Here is a 14,953-nt window from a genome sequence, read left to right as displayed (position 1 = left end):
TATGACCACCGAGGCGAAGTCAAGTTCCAGGGAGCGGCTGCTGGAGGCGGCGGCCAGGCTCACCTACCGGGATGGTGTCGGCATCGGCGTCGACGCGCTGTGCAAGGCGGCGGGGGTGTCCAAGCGCTCCATGTACCAGCTGTTCGAGAGCAAGGACGAACTGCTGGCCGCGAGCCTGGAGGAGCGCGCCGCCGCCTTCGTGGCCGGGCTCCTGCCCGCGGCGGACGACGGCCGTTCACACCGCGAGCGGATCCTGCACGTCTTCGAGCAGTTGGAGTCGCAGGCCGGTGCCCCCGAGTTTCTGGGCTGCCGGTATCTGACTGTTCAGGTCGAGCTCAAGGACCAGAGCCACCCTGCGAGCCGGGTGGCCCACCGGATCAAGGCGAACCTGACCGGCTTTTTCCGTTCCGAGGCCGAACAGGGCGGCGCGAGCGATCCCGACCTGCTGGCCCGTCAGCTCATCCTGGTCTTCGACGGCGCCAGCGCCCGCGCGGGAATCCAGGCCGACAACCTGACCGGGCTCATCGCGCCCACGGTGACGACCCTGCTCGACACGGCAGGCTTGCACTGACGCGACTCTCACGGTTTCGCGCCCTGTTGCCGCGATCAACCACCTGCATGCGTTCACCATGGCACGGAGGCCCGCTCGCTGACCTGCTCCGCCCTGCCCCGCCCCGCCTGGACTGCACGGGCCCGCTGGGCCCTTGTTTCGACACCACGGAAAGCCGACCGCCACGAGACGGAGCACCGGGTCGCTGCGCGTCACCACAGCGCTCCGTCCCACCTTCGCCAGGACCCCGCAGGTACCGCGAAGCCCCACGCGGCACACAGGACGGCGACACGCACGCCGTCTTCGCCACCGTGACCGTCGCGACGGCGACCGACGCGAGGCCGACGCTGCGCTGCATCGCCGGTTCCGTGACCGGACCCGCGAGCGCGCCGCACCGTGTCGTTCCCACCCGGGCCTTCGACAAGCAGATCAGCAAGCTCAGCCGGCCGGCCGGCTGACGCCCGTCCGCCGAGGCGGAGGCGGAGTCGACCCCCAGGTCCATCCCGCCCATGTCGCTCATGTCGCCGATGTCTCCACCGTCCGGGACACCCGCACACCGCTACGAGGAATCCACCGATGAGGCCGAGCGCACCGGTGCGGTCGGGGTGGGCCGGCCGGGGAGGCGCTGTCGGGCCGGGAACCCGGCAAGAAGCGCGACCCCGGGCACCCTCGGTCCCCGCTTCGCCAACGGTCCGATCGCGGTCGTCGACACCGTCGGCCGACCGGGCCCTGCTCTGGCCGCCAATCCCTCCCCCGATCGACGTCCAGTACACGAAGTGACAGGCCCCGGTCAAAGGCTTCCCAAGTGCCGGACACTTCCTCCCACCCGTGGTCGGGTCCCAACGAAGGCCGTACGTATGCCTGTTTGGGAGGACCTCGTGTCAGCACCGACCCGTAAGAGACGATGGCTCACGACCTGGGCCATCACCGCATCCGCCGCACTCGTCGCGATACCCGCAAGCGCCGCGTCCGGCCAGAGCAACAGCCCCTTCGGCGCCCGCGCGCTCGCTCAACTCGCCGCCGAACGCGCGGACTCGGTGGGCGCCATGAGCCCCAAGGCGAAGGCCGAGGACGGCGACGACGGCAACGAGGCCGACGAGATAGCCGAGGGCGCGGACCAGTACGCCGAGGCGCGCACCTCACCCGGGATCGTCGCGCCGGGGGCGTACGGGGCCGCCTGGAGCAGCCTGACCAATCTGCCGAGCACCGGCGGCAGTTGGCGCGGCGTCACCGACCTGCCGTACAACTCGGACGATGCGCGCTACCGGGACATCGACTCCAACTCCAGTGGCGGTTCGGGCAATGTGACGGGCCGTATGGCGGCGATGGCCGCCGATGACGACGGGTACGTGTACGCCGGCAGCGCGGGTGGCGGCGTGTGGCGGTCGCGGACCGGCGGGGGGCACTGGCAGGCCATCAGTGACGGCCTGTCCTCGCAGTCCACGGGCGCGCTCGCGCTCGACGGGGGCGGGCGGCTGTGGCTGGGCACCGGCGAGGCGACGACCAACGCGGACGCGTACCTCGGCAGCGGCGTCTACGTCCTGACCGATCCGCACCACGGTACGTTCTCCTCCCGCAGCCGGGTCGGCGGCGACGAGCTGGAGAGCACCACGGTCCACCAGCTGCGCTTCGGCGGCGGCAAGGTGTGGGCGGCGACCGGCAGGGGCGTGTGGAGCCACTCCACGAAGACGCTGAAGGGCGCCTGGAAGCTGGAGTTCGCGCCCAACCCGGACTATCTGCCGGGCGGTTCGCAGGCGAAGGACCCGAGCGCCCCGTACAAGAACATCGCCAACGACATCGCGATCGACCCGAAGAACCCGAACAAGGTCGTCCTCGCGGTCGGCTGGCGCAGCGGTGACGACTACAACGGCTTCTACACCAAGGGCGCGGACGGCACCTGGACCCGGATCACCAGCGGCCTGGGCGACCTGCCCGCCGACCCGGACAACGTCGGCAACGTCACCTTCGCCCGCTCCGCCGACGGCTCCCGCTACTACGCCGTCGACCAGTCCCCTGAGCAGCTGAACACCAACCCGGACAGCGGTCTTGAGGGCTTCTACGTCTCCAAGTCCGGTTCGCCGACCGGGCCGTGGACGAAGATCGCCGACTACCAGGGGCTGGCCGCGTCCGGCTCGGCGCTGACCTCCAGCGGCTACATGCCCGGCGTCCAGGCCTGGTACAACCAGTTCCTCACCGTCGACCCGGCCGACCCCGAGCATGTCTACGCCGGGCTGGAGGAGGTCTACGAGACCAAGGACGGCGGCGGCACCTGGTCGACCGTCGGCCCGTACTGGAACTTCGGCTTCTCCTGCTGGAGCATCGACCCGGCCAAGCAGACCGGCGACTGCAACGCGACCACCCACTCCGACCAGCACGGCGTCGCCATCGGCCGCTACCACGGCAAGAGCTTCGTGTACGTCGGCAACGACGGCGGCGTCTACAAGCGGCCGGTCAACGGCTCCCAGGACACCTCCGGGCACGCCACCGACTGGACCTCGCTGAACGACGGCACCATCGACACCCTGCAGTACTACTCGGTGGGCATCGGCAAGGACCTGGACCACGGCGGCGTCTCCGTCACCGGCGGCCTGCAGGACAACGGCCAGTCCGTCCTGCGCAGCAACGACAAGGTGATGGGCTCCAACTTCGGCGGCGACGGCGGCGACACCCTCACCGACCCCGCCAACGGCTGCAACATCGCGGAGGAGTACGTCTACCTCTCCATCCAGGTGACACAGAACTGTGCGGTCAACGACGGCAGTTGGATCGACGACGCCGCCAAGGCCACGTCGTACAACGTCGCCCCGGCCGACAACGCCACCGGCGAGGCCCGCTTCATCGCCCCGCTCGCGGCCGACGCCAAGAACCCCTCGACCTGGATCGCGGGCGGCCGTCACGTGTGGGTGCAGACCCACGGCTACGCCATCCGCAGCGGCGATGAGTGGACCAGCCTGTACGACCTCGGCGAAGGACACACCGCGACCGCCGTCGCCACCTCCGGCGGCAAGGTGTACGCGGCCTGGTGCGGCCCCTGCAACAACCAGGGCTTCACCCGCGGGATCTCCGTCGGCAACGCGGACGGCACCGGCTGGCACGACATCGCCCTGCCCGTGGACGGGACCGTACCCAACCGCTACCTCAGCGGCTTCGCCGTCGACCCGAAGAACGCCGACCACGTCTACCTCACGGTCAACGGCTTCTCCCGGCAGTGGACCGAGGGGCCGGGCGCGGGCGTGGGTCACGTCTTCGAGTCCAAGGACGGCGGCACCACCTGGAAGGACATCTCGAAGAACCTCCCCGACGTGCCGGCCGACTCCGCGGTCGTCACGCCGAACGGTGGTCTCGCCGTGGGCACCGACCTCGGCGTCGTCTACCGGGCGCCGGGACGTACGACCTGGCAGCGCGTCGGCAACCTCCCTGCGGTCGCCGTGCTCCAGGTGAAACTGAGCCCCGACGGCAGCACGCTGTACGCGGCCACCCACGGCCGCGGCATCTACGCGATCAAGCTGCGCGACTGCGGCTGACAACGGCGCGACAGGGGTGGCCCGGCTTCCGGGTCACCCCTGCGTCGGGTACGGCAGCACGTCCACGTGCAGTGTGAAGGCGACCCGCGCCGCGCCCGCCATGTCCGGCGCCTTTGCTCGCGCGGTGACCTGGGCCGTACCGCCCCGGGTGCCCGCGCACCGCAGGGAGGCGCGGGCCGTGCCGTCCGCGTCCACCCGCCAACCGGACGCCAGGACGAAGGCCGGCGCGGAACTGAGCACGGCCGTCCACCGCCTGTCGTCCGTCCGGGGCTCCAGGACGAGGGACACGACGGCTCCCGGCCGCAGGCACAGCCGCTGGACAACCGCGTCACCCGGGCTGAAGAGGACCTCCGCACGCCCGGAGACACAGCTCGCCGCCGACGGAGGCGGCGCGGCGGCCGATCCGGACGGGTTTTCGGACGGGCTCCCTCCAGTCGGGCTCACGGACGAGGACGGGGACGCGGACGGAACGGCGGACGCGCGAGTCGGCGTACCCCCCGACGGCTCTGTCGCACCGCCGCTGCCTCCCGAAGGCCCCGAAGGCCCTCCCGCCGACGTACCGCACGCCACCAGGACGGCGGCCCCGGCTACCGCCCACACTCCGGCCCACCACCGCATTCCGACACCTCCTGGCCCTCGTACGGACACCAGCATGCCCCTTCGACGCGGATTCGGGCCCGCTCGTCGGTGGTCAGAAGCGCATCGCGTACGAGATGCGGCGGGCAGGTACTCGGTGCGCCGTGCCTCGTGGAACCGGTCGTCCTGTTCCAGGACCTCGCAGTCCCGTCGGTGTTGATCGCCTATCTTGGCGCGTATGCAGTCCTACACGATCGGCCAGGCGGCGCGTCTGCTCGGAGTGAGCCCGGACACCGCGCGGCGGTGGGCGGACGCCGGCCGGGTGGCCACCCATCGGGACGAGACCGGACGCCGCCTCATCGACGGGAAGGACCTGGCCGCGTTCTCGGTGGAGTTGGCCAAGAGCGGCGGCGAGGAGACCTCGTACACCTCGGTCCGCAACGCCTTTCCCGGCATCGTCACGGCCGTGAAGCTGGGCGATGTCGCGGCCCAGGTGGAGATCCAGGCAGGCCCGCACCGACTGGTGTCCCTGCTGACGCGGGAGGCCGTGGAGGAACTCGGCCTGGAGGTCGGGGTGGAGGCCACGGCCCGCGTGAAGTCGACGAACGTGCACATCGACCGCGCCTGAGCGGGAGTCGTGCGGGGTCAGAGGGTGAGCAGTTCCTCGTGGAAGCCGCCGAACTGCCGTTGTGTGTCGACGAGATGGATCTCCAGGATCCAGTGGCAGCGGCCTCCGGCTTTGTCGGTACGGCGCAGTGGGGTGCCGTTGGCGGGCGCGATGTACGACTCCACGTCGGCGCCGTCGATCCACTCGTGCGGGAACTCGCCGACCAGGTGGCCCGCGTGCCAACCGCCCAACTCCCAGCCGGACGTGGCGGCCAGCCGCTCGATCTCGGCGTACAGCCGTGCGCCGGTGATGTCCGGGTCGGCCTCGAAGCGGCTCCGGCCCGCGGCGAAGATCTTCGGCAGGTCGTCGCGGAGGCGGTGCTTGACCGGGTCGTCGCCGAGGACGAAGGTCCGGCCGAAGTCGGCCTCGTACTCCTCGAAGATCGGGCCGAAGTCGGCGAAGACGATGTCGTCCGTGCCGATCACCCGGTCCGGCGGGTTCTCCCGGTACGGCTCGAGCGTGTTCGGTCCGGAGCGCACGATCCGCTTGTGCCAGTGCCGAGTGGTGCCGAACAGCTCGTTCGCCAGGTCCCGGATCCGGTCGCTGACCGCCCGCTCCCCCTCCCCCGGCGCCACCAGCCCGCGCTCCTCGATCTCCGCGAAGAGTCGAACGGCCTTCGCCTGAGCGTCCAGCAGCCTGGCCGCGCGCGTGGGTTCGTCGTCCGCCATGGGGGCGAACGTAATCACCGGGATCGCCCCCGGCAACGGGATTACCGCATCCCGTACGAACGCACATGCCACCCTGATGAATCAGGTTTCAAGCTCATGCGATGCGACAGCTGACTTTCACCTCGCATCTGCGCCAGTATCGTGGATCGTGGAAGGTCCGCAAGGACCGCAGGTGAAGGTGTCCGTCAGGACCCAGAGGGAGTGGACCCGTGATGACCCGTACCGCGCGTCGGAACCGCCGGACCCTGCAGGTGACCGGGGCAGGCGCCGCCGCGCTGCTGGCCGTCAGCGCCTGCTCGTCGTCCGGCTCGGGCTCCTCGTCCACGACGTCGGACTCCTCCGCGTCCACCTCGGACAAGCTCTCCGGCACGGTGACCGTCTTCGCCGCCGCCTCCCTCGAGGAGAGCTTCACGACGCTGGGCAAGCAGTTCGAGCGGGCCCACCCGGGCACGAAGGTGACCTTCAGCTTCGGCGGCAGCGACTCGCTCGCCGCGAGCATCACCGGCGGCGCCCCGGCGGACGTGTTCGCCTCGGCCAGTCCCAAGACGATGAAGATCGTCACGGACGCCGGGGACGCCTCCGGCACGCCCGCCACCTTCGTGCGCAACCAGCTGGAGATCGCCACCCTGCCCGGCAACCCGGACCAGGTCGCGTCGCTGAAGGACCTCACGAACCCGGACCTGAAGGTCGTGCTGTGCGACAAGGAGGTGCCCTGCGGCGCCGCCGCCCAGAAGGCCCTGGACGCGAGCGGGCTGAAGCTCACGCCGGTCTCCTACGAGCAGGACGTCAAGGCCGCGCTGACCAAGGTCGAGCTGAAGGAGGCCGACGCGGCCGTCGTCTACAAGACCGATGTGCACGCCGCGGGTGACAAGGTGGGGGGCGTGGAGTTCCCCGAGTCCGCCGACGCCGTCAACGACTACCCGGTCACCGTGCTCAAGGGCGCGCAGAACACCGACGCGGCCAAGGCGTTCATCGCGCTCGTGCGGTCCACCGAGGGCCAGAAGGTCCTGACCGATGCCGGGTTCCTGAAGCCGTGACCCGCGCAGACCTGCCCGAGGCCGCGCCCGAGACCCTCCGGGGCGGGCCGCGGCGCCGGCGTGTCCGAACGGGTGCGGTCGGCCGCGGTGTGCCGCTGCCGCTGCTCGTGCCGGCGCTGATCGGTCTGGCGTTCCTGATCGTGCCGCTGGTCGCGCTTCTTGTACGGGCGCCCTGGCGCAGCATGCCCGAGCAGCTGACCAGCGCCGATGTGTGGCAGGCGCTTCAGTTGTCCCTGGTCTGCGCCACGGCCGCCACCGCGGTGAGCCTGGTCATCGGGGTTCCGCTGGCCTGGCTGCTGGCCCGCGTCGAGTTCCCCGGCCGCGGCCTGGTCCGGGCCCTGGTGACCCTGCCGCTCGTCCTTCCGCCGGTCGTCGGCGGTGTCGCGCTGCTCATGGCGCTGGGCCGCAACGGGGTCGTGGGCAAGTGGCTCGACGCCTGGTTCGGGATCACGCTCCCCTTCACCACGGCCGGGGTCGTGGTCGCCGAGGCGTTCGTCGCGATGCCGTTCCTCGTCATCAGCGTGGAGGGAACCCTGCGGGCCGCCGACCCGCGGTACGAGGAGGCGGCGGCGACCCTGGGCGCCTCCCGCTTCACGGCGTTCCGCCGGGTCACGCTGCCGCTGATCGCACCGGGCATCGCTGCGGGCGCGGTACTGGCCTGGGCGCGGGCGCTGGGCGAGTTCGGCGCGACGATCACTTTCGCGGGCAACTTCCCGGGCCGTACCCAGACCATGCCGCTCGCCGTCTACCTCGCCCTCCAGAGCGACCCGGAGGCGGCCGTCGCCCTCAGCCTGGTCCTCCTGGCCGTGTCCGTGGCGGTGCTGGCGGGGCTGCGCGATCGTTGGATGACGGCGGGATGAGCGATACGGGTGCCGGCGGGGAGGGCGGGGTCGGTGGTGAAGGGACTGCTGGGGCCGGTGCAGGCAGGGCCTGCGGCAGAACAGTCCGACGGTCGGGACCAGTGACAGCCGGGACCAGTGACAGCCGACCGGCGGGAGCCGAGGCCTCCCGTCCGACGGGGAGCGGAGCGCGCCCGATGAGCGAGAAGACTCGAGCCGCCGCCCCCGGCGTCCGCCCCGGCACCGCCCCCGGCGGCCTCGACGCCCGTCTCGTCGTGGACCGCGGCGCCTTCCGCCTCGACGTTTCACTCACCGTCGCCCCCGGCGAGGTGGTCGCCCTCCTCGGGCCGAACGGTGCCGGCAAGACCACCGCCCTGCGCGCACTCGCCGGTCTGACGCCGCTCACCGACGGTCATCTACGGCTGGACGGCACCGCGTTGGAGCGCACGCCGCCGGAATCCCGCCCCGTCGGCGTCGTCTTCCAGGACTATCTGCTCTTCCCGCACCTCACCGCCCTCGACAACGTCGCGTTCGGCCCGCGCTGTCAGGGCGCGACCAAGGCGGCGGCCCGTGCGGGGGCAGCCGCCTGGCTGGAGCGAATGGGTCTCGCCGCCCACGCGGGCGCCAAACCGCGCAGGTTGTCCGGCGGCCAGGCCCAACGCGTGGCCCTGGCACGCGCGTTGGCGACCCAACCCCGGCTGCTGCTCCTCGACGAGCCCCTGGCCGCCCTCGACGCCCGCACCCGGCTGGAGATCCGTGCCCAACTGCGGCGCCACCTGGTGGAGTTCGAGGCCGTCGCCGTACTCGTCACGCACGACCCGCTGGACGCCATGGTCCTCGCCGACCGTCTCGTGGTCGTCGAGCACGGCGAGGTCGTCCAGGAAGGCGCCCCGTCCCACATCGCCCGCCATCCGCGCACCGACTACATCGCCCAGCTGGTCGGCCTGAACCTCTACCGGGGCGAGGCCGACGGCCACACGGTCCGCCTCGAAGCCGGACCCGCGCTCACCACCACGGACGACCTCTCCGGACCCGTGTTCGTCGCCTTCCCGCCGAGCGCCGTGACCCTCTACCGTGAACCGCCCGCCGGCTCCAGCGCCCGCAACCACTGGCGCTGCGAGGTGGCCGGCCTGGAGACCCACGGCGACCAGATCCGCGCCGACCTCACCGGCGAGCTCCCCCTCGCAGCGGACCTCACCGCGGTGGCCGCGGCGGAACTCGACCTGCACCCGGGCGCGGAGGTCTGGGCGGCGGTGAAGGCGGCGCAGACACACGCGTATCCCGTCTGACACGGCTCCCCGCGGTCCGAGTCGCCGACTCGCCGACTCGCCGACTCGTCGGGGATCATGCGCTGCGGGCGCTCTCGCCGAGGCGGAGGGACACGCTCGGACGCACCGCACGCCCTGAACGCCCGGAACACGCGATCGGTCCCCGTTCTGCAGCGGCAGCGGCAGCGGTGGCGAGGGCGGAGCGCAGGAGCAGGGGGCGAACGGGGCGGACGGGGCGGACGGACATGGTGGCGAGTCCGCACCGAGCGTCGTGGAACCGTCCGAGAGTTGTCCGCGTGTTGTCACGCTTCATGCTGGGCCGTTCCGCTGAGTGCGCGACAGGAGCATGGTCTACCCATACGGATACGGACCCCATGGGGACGGTCCCGCCAATATGGAGGTGCGCCATGTGTTCTCACCGGTCTTCGTGCGCTTCGTCCGACAGCACCACCCCGCACATCGTCGCGGCCCATCCCGAGCAGGGCTGGAACCTGCTGTGCAACGGCGCGATCGTCTTCGACGACAGCGGCGAGCTGCTGCCCGACGGCCGGATCGTCGCGCCGCACCGGGTGCCGGCCGGACAGCTGGCCGTCGCCGCCTGATCAGTTCCCCGCGATGAACTCCCGCAACGCTGAGGCATGACGCCCCGGCTGATCCTCGGCGATCGGCGTCCGCGAGCCCCGGTCTCAAGCAGCAGCCACCTCTGCGGGAGGAGTCCGGCCGGGCGACGATCACGGGTGACGTGTTCGGTGATCCGGATGCGCGTCCCCGCGACGCCGTAACCCCCGTCGGGTCCCCACGTCCGCCCCCAGCGCCCCCAGCGCCCGCAGCCGCCGTCGACGATCTCGTCCGGCACCGGCCGCCCGGTGAGCCGGCCGATCCCGACCGGCGGCCCGAGCAGCGGCTTCGGCCCCGGCGCCGGCACCAGGAACGCCACCCCGCCGGACACCCGGCAGGCCGCAGGCCACCCCGAGCACCTTCCCGACGCCCGGTCCGGGCATTCCGGCGATGCTAGGGCAGCACCGCGAAGCCGTCGAGTTCCACCGCCGCCTGGTCGTCCCACAGCCGTACGACCTCCACGACCGCCATCGCGGGGTAGTCCCGGCCCGCCGACTCCCGCCAGATGCGGCCCAGTTCAGGGGCGTGGGTGCGGTAGGCGGCGATATCGGTGGCGTAGACGGTGACGCGGGCGAGGTCGGACGGAGTGCCACCGGCGGCCGCCAGGGCGGTGAGGAGGTTGCCGAGCGCCTTCTCGAACTGCTCCGGCAGGGATTCCCCGACCACCTTGCCGTCGGCGTCGAGAGCGGTCTGCCCCGCGAGGAAGACCACCCGGGACCCGGTGGCGACGACCGCGTGCGAGAAGCCGGTGGGCGGGGACAGTTCGGGCGGGTTGATGCGCTCGGCGGTCATGAAGCCTCCATCGTCTCTACGGCTTCCCCGACTTCCCCGGCCTTCACGGTCGCCAGTTCCGCGTACAACTCCTTGGCGATGATGCCCCGTTGCACCTCGCTCGCCCCTTCGTAGATACGCGGGGCGCGCACCTCCCGGTACAGATGCTCCAGCAGATGACCGCGCCGCAGTGCGCGTGCGCCGTGCAGTTGGACCGCGCTGTCGACGACGTACTGCGCGGTCTCGGTCGCGAGCAGCTTCGCCATCGCCGCGCGCTTGGGCACGTCCGGGGCGCCTTCGTCGTACGCCGTCGCCGCCGCGTACACCATGAGGCGGGCCGCGTCCGTGCGCAGCGCCATCTCGGCGACCGTGTGCGCGACACTCTGAAGATCGCTCAACTTGCCGCCGAAGGCGTCCCGTCGGGAGGTGTGCGCGAGGGTCGCGTCCAGCGCCGCCTGTGCCATGCCGACCGCGAAGGCGCCGACACTGGGCCGGAAGAGGTTGAGGGTGCCCATGGCGACCCGGAAGCCGCGGTCGACCTCTCCGAGGACGTCGTCGGCGCTCACCGGCACGGCGTCGAAGGCGAGGGCGCCGATGGGATGCGGGGAGAGCATGTCGAGGCCGGTACCGCTGAACCCGGGCCGGTCCGCGGGCACGAGGAAGGCGGTCACCCCCCGGGCGCCGGCGTCGGGGGTGGTCCGCGCGAAGACGGTGCAGAAGTCGGCCTCGGGGGCGTTGGAGATCCAGCACTTCTCCCCGGTGAGCCGCCAGCGGGAGGGGCCGTCGGGGACAGCGGACAAGGACAGCGCCGCCGCGTCCGATCCCGCCCCCGGCTCGCTCAGCGCGAACGCGGCCACCGCGCTGCCCTCGCTCACCGCCGGCAGCCAGCGTTCCCGCTGGGCCGCAGTGCCGTACGCGTGGACGGGGTGGGCGCCGAGACCCTGGAGGGCGAGGGCCGTCTCCGCCTCCGTGCAGGCGTACGCGAGGGATTCCCGCATGAGGCACAGATCCAGCGCGCCGGAGGTGAACAGGCGCTCCAGGAGGCCGAGTTGGCCCAGCTCGGCGACCAGCGGACGGTTCACACGCCCCGGCTCGCCCTTCTCCGCGAGCGGGCGCAGCCGTTCCGCGGCGAGGGTGCGCAGCTGCGCACACCGGGCGGTCTGGGACGGTTCGAGCGAGAATGCGGGCATTGCCGGTCCCCTCTCTCGACAGGGCCCTACGACAGTATCGCGTGCCGTTGACTGTCGTCATCAACACGATACGCTCCTTGTGCGAGCCCACCATCGACGCCCACAAGGCGGCCCACGGCAAGGGGGCGACCCGCCATGAACGTCTCGGCCCACGTCGACACCTTCGCGCGCGACCACCTCCCGCCCCCCGACCAGTGGCCGGAGCTCCGTTTCGACCTTCCGGAGCTGCGTTACCCCGATCGGCTGAACTGCGCCGCCGAGCTGCTGACGGGCCCGTCCGACGACCGCCCGGTGTTCCACACCCCGGCCGGGGACACATGGACGTACGGCACACTGCGCGCACGCGTCGACAGGCTCGCGCATCTCCTCACCGGCGACCTCGGGGTCGTCCCCGGCAACCGTGTCCTGCTGCGCGGCCCGACCACACCCTGGCTCGCGGCCTGCTGGCTGGCGGTGCTGAAGGCGGGCGCGGTCGCCGTGACGGTGCTGGCCCAGCAGCGGCCGCACGAGCTGGCCACGATGTGCGAGATCGCGCGCGTAGAGCACGCCCTGTGCGACATCCGCGCCGTCGACGATCTCGCCAAGGCCGAGATACCGGGTCTCAGGATCACGACGTACGGGGGCGACGCCCCCGACGACCTCCTGAACCGCGAGGCGCCCGGGATGCCGTACCCCGCCGTGGAGACCGCGGCCGACGACGTGGCGCTGATCGCGTTCACCTCCGGGACCACCGGGCGGCCCAAGGGCTGTATGCACTTCCACCGAGATGTGCTCGCGATAGCCGACACCTTCTCCAAACATGTGCTCAAGCCACATGTGGCCGATGTCTTCGCGGGCAGTCCCCCGCTCGGTTTCACCTTCGGACTCGGCGGCCTGGTGATCTTCCCGATGCGCGCGGGCGCCAGCTCGCTCCTGCTCGAACAGGCCGGTCCCCAGCAGCTGTTGCCGGCCGTCGCCGAACACCGGGTCTCGGTCCTGTTCACCGCCCCCACCGCCTACCGCGCGATGCTCGACCAACTCGACGCGTACGACGTCTCGTCGCTGCGCCGCTGTGTCTCCGCGGGAGAGAACCTGCCCGCGGCCACCTGGCAGGCCTGGCAGGAGCGGACCGGGCTGGGGATCGTCAACGGCATCGGCGCCACCGAGCTGCTGCACATCTTCATCTCCGCCGCCGACGAGCACATCCGGCCCGGGACGACCGGGGTGCCCGTACCCGGCTGGCACGCGCGCGTGGTCGACGAGACAGGTCGGGAGAAGCCCGACGGCGAACCCGGCCTGCTCGCCGTGCGCGGTCCCGTCGGCTGCCGCTACCTCGCCGATCCCCGGCAGCTGGAGTATGTGCGGGACGGCTGGAACAGCACCGGCGACACATACATCCGCGAGAAGGATGGGTACTTCCGCTATGTGGCCCGCGCGGACGACATGATCATCTCCGCCGGGTACAACATCGCCGGACCGGAGGTGGAGGACGCCCTGCTGCGGCACCCGGACGTGGTCGAGGCGGCCGTCGTGGGGCGGGCCGACGAGGCACGCGGTCAGGTGGTCGTGGCCTTCGCCGTCCTCAAGGAGGGCGCCGAGCGGGACGCCGAGGCGCTGCGCGCGTACGTCAAGACCGAACTGGCGCCCTACAAATGCCCGCGCGAGATCGTCTTCCTGGACGCGCTGCCGCGCACGGCGACCGGCAAACTCCAGCGGTTCAGGCTGCGCACCGTTGGTGACCAGCAGTGATCCACACGAACTAAGATGATCAACGTGTCCGACCAGCATGCACCACGGTCTCTCATCGTCACGCTCTACGGAGCCTACGGCCGCTTCATGCCGGGCCCCGTGCCCGTCGCCGAGCTGATCCGGCTGCTGGCCGCGGTCGGCGTGGACGCCCCGTCCGTACGCTCGTCGGTGTCCCGCCTGAAGCGGCGCGGACTGCTGCTGCCGGCCCGCACGGCACGGGGCTCAGCCGGGTACGAACTGTCACAGGAGGCCCGTCAGCTGCTCGACGACGGCGACCGGCGCATCTACGCGGTGACCCCGCCCGAGGACGAGGGCTGGGTGCTCGCGGTGTTCTCGGTGCCGGAGTCGGAGCGGCAGAAGCGGCACGTGCTGCGTTCACGGCTGGCCGGACTGGGCTTCGGCACGGCGGCCCCCGGGGTGTGGATCGCCCCGGCGCGACTGTACGAGGAGGCCCGGCACACCCTCCAGCGGCTGCGGCTCGACCCGTACGTCGACCTCTTCAGCGGCGAGCATCTCGGCTTCGCCGCGACCGTCGAGGCGGTGTCCCGCTGGTGGGACCTGGCCGCGATCGCCAAGGACCACGAAGCCTTCCTCGACCGCCACGCGCGCGTGCTGCGCGACTGGGAGGACCGGGCCGACACCCCGCCCGAGGAGGCCTACCGCGACTACCTGCTGGCCCTCGACTCCTGGCGCCACCTCCCCTACTCCGACCCCGGCCTGCCCGCCCCGCTGCTCCCTCAGGACTGGCCGGGTCGGCGGGCGGCGGCGGTGTTCCGAGGCCTGCACGAGCGGCTGCGGGACGCGGGCGCCACCTTCGTCGGTCTGTGATCCCAGGCACTCCACGGTCCCCCAAGACAACCCTCAGCTCCCTCTGTCCCTCTTCTCAAGTTTCTTGCCTAGCGTCCTCCGGGTCGTCGTGAGAGAGAAGAGGACCATTGCGCATGACCACCACGGCAAGGGCTCAGGGAGCCACCGTCTGGCTCACGGGGCTGCCCAGCGCGGGCAAGACGACCATCGCTCGTCTGCTCGCTGACCGCCTGAAGGCCGAGGGACATCGCGTGGAGGTCCTCGACGGCGACGAGATACGCCGTTTCCTCTCCGCCGGCCTCGGCTTCTCCCGCGAGGACCGCACCACGAACGTGCAGCGGATCGGCCTGGTCTCCGAGGTCCTCGCGCGCAACGGCGTCCTGTCCGTCGTCCCGGTGATCGCCCCGTACGCCGACAGCCGCGAGGCCGTCCGCACACGGCATGACGCGAGCGGCACGCCGTACGTCGAGGTGCATGTGGCGACCCCGGTGGAGGTGTGCAGCAAGCGGGACGTGAAGGGGCTCTACGCCCGGCAGGCCGCTGGGCAGCTGACCGGCCTGACCGGCGTCGACGACCCCTACGAGCCGCCGGCGGACCCCTCACTGGTCCTCAAGACGCAGGACCAGACGCCCCAGGAGTCGGCGGCCACCGTGTACGCGGCGCTGGCGGAACGGGGGCTGGTGTGACCGGATCCGGTCTCTCCCACCCGG

The 14,953-nt window shown here is 71.6% G+C and carries 15 protein-coding genes; 11 read left to right on the top strand and 4 right to left on the bottom strand.

The window, feature by feature from the left end:
- Position 1: 1 nt before the first annotated feature.
- The 3 genes from QF027_RS35965 to QF027_RS35955 all read left to right on the top strand — a co-directional run bounded on the left by QF027_RS35965 (position 2) and on the right by QF027_RS35955 (position 4,074).
- Positions 2 to 571: a TetR/AcrR family transcriptional regulator gene (locus QF027_RS35965; RefSeq protein WP_306975242.1), complete on the top strand. Its 570-nt coding sequence runs from the start codon at positions 2 to 4 to the stop codon at positions 569 to 571.
- A gap of 290 nt (positions 572 to 861) precedes the next feature.
- Positions 862 to 1,008, top strand: a complete 147-nt coding sequence (locus tag QF027_RS35960) for a hypothetical protein (RefSeq protein ID WP_307079294.1) — start codon at positions 862 to 864, stop codon at positions 1,006 to 1,008.
- Between the two features lie 420 nt (positions 1,009 to 1,428).
- Complete coding sequence (locus QF027_RS35955) at positions 1,429 to 4,074, top strand: glycosyl hydrolase (protein WP_307079293.1); 2,646 nt, start codon at positions 1,429 to 1,431, stop codon at positions 4,072 to 4,074.
- Positions 4,075 to 4,107: 33 nt separating this feature from the next.
- Here the strand turns inward: QF027_RS35955 and QF027_RS35950 are convergent, their stop codons facing one another.
- Complete coding sequence (locus QF027_RS35950) at positions 4,108 to 4,362, bottom strand: acetyl-CoA synthetase (RefSeq protein ID WP_306975246.1); 255 nt, start codon at positions 4,360 to 4,362, stop codon at positions 4,108 to 4,110.
- Between the two features lie 526 nt (positions 4,363 to 4,888).
- Here QF027_RS35950 and QF027_RS35945 point away from each other — a divergent pair.
- Positions 4,889 to 5,278: a TOBE domain-containing protein gene (locus QF027_RS35945; protein ID WP_307079291.1), complete on the top strand. Its 390-nt coding sequence runs from the start codon at positions 4,889 to 4,891 to the stop codon at positions 5,276 to 5,278.
- Positions 5,279 to 5,295: 17 nt separating this feature from the next.
- Here the strand turns inward: QF027_RS35945 and QF027_RS35940 are convergent, their stop codons facing one another.
- Complete coding sequence (locus QF027_RS35940) at positions 5,296 to 5,985, bottom strand: M24 family metallopeptidase (protein ID WP_307079289.1); 690 nt, start codon at positions 5,983 to 5,985, stop codon at positions 5,296 to 5,298.
- Positions 5,986 to 6,197: 212 nt separating this feature from the next.
- On the opposite strand from QF027_RS35940, the gene modA reads away from it, so the two are divergent.
- From modA to QF027_RS35920, 4 genes are all read left to right on the top strand, one after another.
- Complete coding sequence (gene modA, locus QF027_RS35935) at positions 6,198 to 7,022, top strand: molybdate ABC transporter substrate-binding protein (RefSeq protein WP_306975252.1); 825 nt, start codon at positions 6,198 to 6,200, stop codon at positions 7,020 to 7,022.
- On the top strand, positions 7,019 to 7,882 hold the full coding sequence (locus QF027_RS35930; RefSeq protein WP_306975254.1) for an ABC transporter permease: 864 nt from the start codon (positions 7,019 to 7,021) through the stop codon (positions 7,880 to 7,882). The genes modA and QF027_RS35930 overlap by 4 nt, the downstream gene beginning before the upstream one ends.
- Positions 7,883 to 8,058: 176 nt before the next feature.
- A complete protein-coding gene (locus QF027_RS35925) occupies positions 8,059 to 9,150 on the top strand; it encodes an ABC transporter ATP-binding protein (RefSeq protein WP_307079287.1) in 1,092 nt (363 codons plus the stop codon).
- 386 nt (positions 9,151 to 9,536) lie between these two features.
- A complete protein-coding gene (locus QF027_RS35920) occupies positions 9,537 to 9,731 on the top strand; it encodes a DUF5999 family protein (RefSeq protein WP_057611223.1) in 195 nt (64 codons plus the stop codon).
- Positions 9,732 to 10,140: 409 nt separating this feature from the next.
- Here QF027_RS35920 and QF027_RS35915 read toward each other — a convergent pair whose 3' ends face one another.
- Positions 10,141 to 10,539, bottom strand: a complete 399-nt coding sequence (locus QF027_RS35915) for a RidA family protein (RefSeq protein WP_307079283.1) — start codon at positions 10,537 to 10,539, stop codon at positions 10,141 to 10,143.
- Positions 10,536 to 11,708: an acyl-CoA dehydrogenase family protein gene (locus QF027_RS35910; protein ID WP_307079281.1), complete on the bottom strand. Its 1,173-nt coding sequence runs from the start codon at positions 11,706 to 11,708 to the stop codon at positions 10,536 to 10,538. Before QF027_RS35910 ends, QF027_RS35915 begins: the two co-directional genes overlap by 4 nt.
- A 135-nt stretch (positions 11,709 to 11,843) precedes the next feature.
- Here QF027_RS35910 and QF027_RS35905 point away from each other — a divergent pair, with 135 nt between their 5' ends.
- The 3 genes from QF027_RS35905 to cysC all read left to right on the top strand — a co-directional run bounded on the left by QF027_RS35905 (position 11,844) and on the right by cysC (position 14,929).
- Positions 11,844 to 13,436, top strand: coding sequence for an AMP-binding protein (locus tag QF027_RS35905; protein ID WP_307079279.1), 1,593 nt, complete (start codon positions 11,844 to 11,846; stop codon positions 13,434 to 13,436).
- A gap of 15 nt (positions 13,437 to 13,451) precedes the next feature.
- The gene (locus tag QF027_RS35900) at positions 13,452 to 14,264 is read left to right on the top strand and encodes a PaaX family transcriptional regulator (RefSeq protein WP_306975266.1); all 813 of its coding nucleotides are present in this window, start codon (positions 13,452 to 13,454) and stop codon (positions 14,262 to 14,264) included.
- Positions 14,265 to 14,377: 113 nt separating this feature from the next.
- Positions 14,378 to 14,929, top strand: a complete 552-nt coding sequence (gene cysC, locus QF027_RS35895) for an adenylyl-sulfate kinase (protein WP_306975268.1) — start codon at positions 14,378 to 14,380, stop codon at positions 14,927 to 14,929.
- Positions 14,930 to 14,953 lie beyond the last annotated feature (24 nt).

Source organism: Streptomyces canus (assembly GCF_030816965.1).
Lineage (GTDB): Bacteria > Actinomycetota > Actinomycetes > Streptomycetales > Streptomycetaceae > Streptomyces > Streptomyces canus_E.
Note: the sequence above shows the minus strand (reverse complement) of the source record. Positions and strands in the feature narration are given on the sequence as shown.